Source organism: Prescottella equi, from assembly GCF_002094305.1.
GTDB classification, from domain to species: domain Bacteria; phylum Actinomycetota; class Actinomycetes; order Mycobacteriales; family Mycobacteriaceae; genus Prescottella; species Prescottella equi.
In genome coordinates this window covers 1-3562 of sequence record NZ_LWTX01000023.1, presented here as the reverse complement: position 1 = coordinate 3562, position 3562 = coordinate 1, and the positions used below count along the sequence as shown (strand labels likewise).

The following is a 3562-nucleotide window of genomic DNA, read 5'->3' as shown; positions in this document are numbered from 1 at the left end:
TATATCGGCATACTGTTGGGTCCTGAGAGAACACGTGAGTGATCTTTCAAGGAAGAAACGACGAGCGGGAAACGCAGGTCATACCGCAGCGGGAACTTCGGTTCTGGTTGGTCCGGTGTCTGCACGGGTTTTCTGTTTGTGTGTTGTTTGAGAACTGCACAGTGGACGCGAGCATCTTTGTTGTAAGTGTTTAAGAGCGTACGGTGGATGCCTTGGCACCAGGAGCCGATGAAGGACGTAGGAGGCTGCGATAAGCCTCGGGGAGCTGTCAACCGAGCTGAGATCCGAGGATGTCCGAATGGGGAAACCCAGCCACAGTGATGTGTGGTTACCCGCGCCTGAATATATAGGGCGTGTGGAGGGAACGTGGGGAAGTGAAACATCTCAGTACCCACAGGAAGAGAAAACAACATGTGATTCCGTGAGTAGTGGCGAGCGAAAGCGGAAGAGGCTAAACCATGGGTGTGTGATAGCCGGCGGGCGTTGCATTCGTGGGGTTGTGGGATCCGTCTTGTCAATTCTGCCGGATTGGCCGACAGTGAGAAATCATCGTGTTAGTCGAAGTGGTCTGGAACGGCCTGTCGTAGAGGGTGAGAGTCCCGTAGACGAAAACATGGTGACTGTTGTGACGGACACCCGAGTAGCAGCGGGCCCGTGAAATCTGCTGTGAATCTGTCGGGACCACCCGATAAGCCTGAATACTCCCTGGTGACCGATAGCGGACTAGTACCGTGAGGGAAAGGTGAAAAGTACCCCGGGAGGGGAGTGAAATAGTACCTGAAACCGTGCGCTTACAATCCGTCAGAGCCTGCGCCACTTTGGTGGGTGGGTGATGGCGTGCCTTTTGAAGAATGAGCCTGCGAGTTAGCGGCATGTCGCGAGGTTAACCCGTGTGGGGTAGCCGTAGCGAAAGCGAGTCCGAATAGGGCGTTTGTAGTGGCATGTTCTAGACCCGAAGCGGAGTGATCTACCCATGGCCAGGGTGAAGCGACGGTAAGACGTCGTGGAGGCCCGAACCCACTTAGGTTGAAAACTGAGGGGATGAGCTGTGGGTAGGGGTGAAAGGCCAATCAAACTCCGTGATAGCTGGTTCTCCCCGAAATGCATTTAGGTGCAGCGTCGCGTGTTTCACTCTGGAGGTAGAGCTACTGGATGGCCGATGGGCCCCACAAGGTTACTGACGTCAGCCAAACTCCGAATGCCAGAGTGTGAGAGCGCGGCAGTGAGACTGCGGGGGATAAGCTTCGTAGTCGAGAGGGAAACAGCCCAGATCGCCGGCTAAGGCCCCTAAGCGTGTACTAAGTGGAAAAGGATGTGGGGTCGCGAAGACAACCAGGAGGTTGGCTTAGAAGCAGCCACCCTTGAAAGAGTGCGTAATAGCTCACTGGTCAAGTGATCCTGCGCCGACAATGTAGCGGGGCTCAAGTACACCGCCGAAGCCGCGGCATTCACATAACACCCATGCGGGTCTACGGGCCTGTGTGCAGTGGTGTGGATGGGTAGGGGAGCGTCGTGCAGCCATGGAAGCGCCGGAGTGATCCAGGTGTGGAGGCTGCACGAGTGAGAATGCAGGCATGAGTAGCGAAAGACGAGTGAGAAACTCGTCCGCCGAATGACCAAGGGTTCCTGGGCCAGGTTAATCCGCCCAGGGTGAGTCGGGACCTAAGGCGAGGCCGACAGGCGTAGTCGATGGACAACGGGTTGATATTCCCGTACCCGTGTGAACGCGCCCCTGGTGAATCAGTGATGCTAAGCGCCCTGAAGCCGCCTTCGAACCTTCGGGTTCTCCGGTGTGTGGATGCGCGTGAACCGATCTGGTAGTAGCCAAGCGATGGGGTGACGCAGGAAGGTAGCTGAGCCAGTCAGTGGTAATACTGGTGTAAGCGTGTAGGGCGTGACCTAGGCAAATCCGGGTCACATACAGCCTGAGACGTGATGCGTAGCCGATTGAGGCGAATTCAGTGATCCTATGCTGCCGAGAAAAGCCTCTAGCGAGCTTTCACACGGCCCGTACCCCAAACCGACACAGGTGGTCAGGTAGAGAATACTAAGGCGATCGAGATAACTGTGGTTAAGGAACTCGGCAAAATGCCCCCGTAACTTCGGGAGAAGGGGGGCCTCGTCTGGTGACGGAACTTGCTTCCTGAGCTGGGTGGGGCCGCAGAGACCAGAGAGAAGCGACTGTTTACTAAAAACACAGGTCCGTGCGAAGTCGTAAGACGATGTATACGGACTGACGCCTGCCCGGTGCTGGAAGGTTAAGAGGACCGGTTAGCCAGTAATGGCGAAGCTGAGAATTTAAGCCCCAGTAAACGGCGGTGGTAACTATAACCATCCTAAGGTAGCGAAATTCCTTGTCGGGTAAGTTCCGACCTGCACGAATGGCGTAACGACTTCTCTGCTGTCTCAACCACAGACTCGGCGAAATTGCATTACGAGTAAAGATGCTCGTTACGCGCGGCAGGACGAAAAGACCCCGGGACCTTCACTATAGCTTGGTATTGGTGTTCGGTTCGGTTTGTGTAGGATAGGTGGGAGACTGTGAAGCGGGCACGCCAGTGTTCGTGGAGTCGTTGTTGAAATACCACTCTGATCGTATTGGACATCTAACCTCGGACCATGATCTGGTTCAGGGACAGTGCCTGGTGGGTAGTTTAACTGGGGCGGTTGCCTCCCAAAATGTAACGGAGGCGCCCAAAGGTTCCCTCAGCCTGGTTGGCAATCAGGTGTCGAGTGCAAGTGCACAAGGGAGCTTGACTGTGAGACTGACAGGTCGAGCAGGGACGAAAGTCGGGACTAGTGATCCGGCACCGGCAAGTGGAAGCGGTGTCGCTCAACGGATAAAAGGTACCCCGGGGATAACAGGCTGATCTTCCCCAAGAGTCCATATCGACGGGATGGTTTGGCACCTCGATGTCGGCTCGTCGCATCCTGGGGCTGGAGTAGGTCCCAAGGGTTGGGCTGTTCGCCCATTAAAGCGGCACGCGAGCTGGGTTTAGAACGTCGTGAGACAGTTCGGTCTCTATCCGCCGCGCGCGTTAGAAACTTGAGGAAGGCTGTCCCTAGTACGAGAGGACCGGGACGGACGAACCTCTGGTGTGCCAGTTGTTCCGCCAGGAGCACTGCTGGTTAGCTACGTTCGGAAGGGATAACCGCTGAAAGCATCTAAGCGGGAAGCCTGTTCCAAGATGAGGTTTCTCACCCCCTCGAGGGGGTAAGGCCCCCGGCAGACCACCGGGTTGATAGGCCAGAACTGGAAGCACAGTAATGTGTGGAGGTGACTGGTACTAATAGGCCGAGGACTTACCACAAAGAAGCTACGCGTCCACTGTGCGGTATCTGAAACAACACACAGATACCATTCACCCCCACCATCTTTCGGGTCTTCGGACCCCGGGGATGGGTTCGGGTAGGGGTGTTGAATGTGTGACAGTTTCATAGAGTTACGGCGGCCATAGCGGAGGGGAAACGCCCGGTCCCATTCCGAACCCGGAAGCTAAGCCCTCCAGCGCCGATGGTACTGCACTCGACAGGGTGTGGGAGAGTAGGACACCGCCGAACA

2 rRNA genes are annotated in these 3562 nt (G+C 56.1%); both read left to right on the top strand.

The annotated features are described in order from the left end of the window. Positions 1-180 precede the first annotated feature (180 nt). A 23S ribosomal RNA gene (locus A6I89_RS24210) occupies positions 181-3311 on the top strand. Between the two features lie 133 nt (positions 3312-3444). After that, positions 3445-3561 (top strand): 5S ribosomal RNA (rrf, locus tag A6I89_RS24205). Position 3562: the final 1 nt, after the last annotated feature.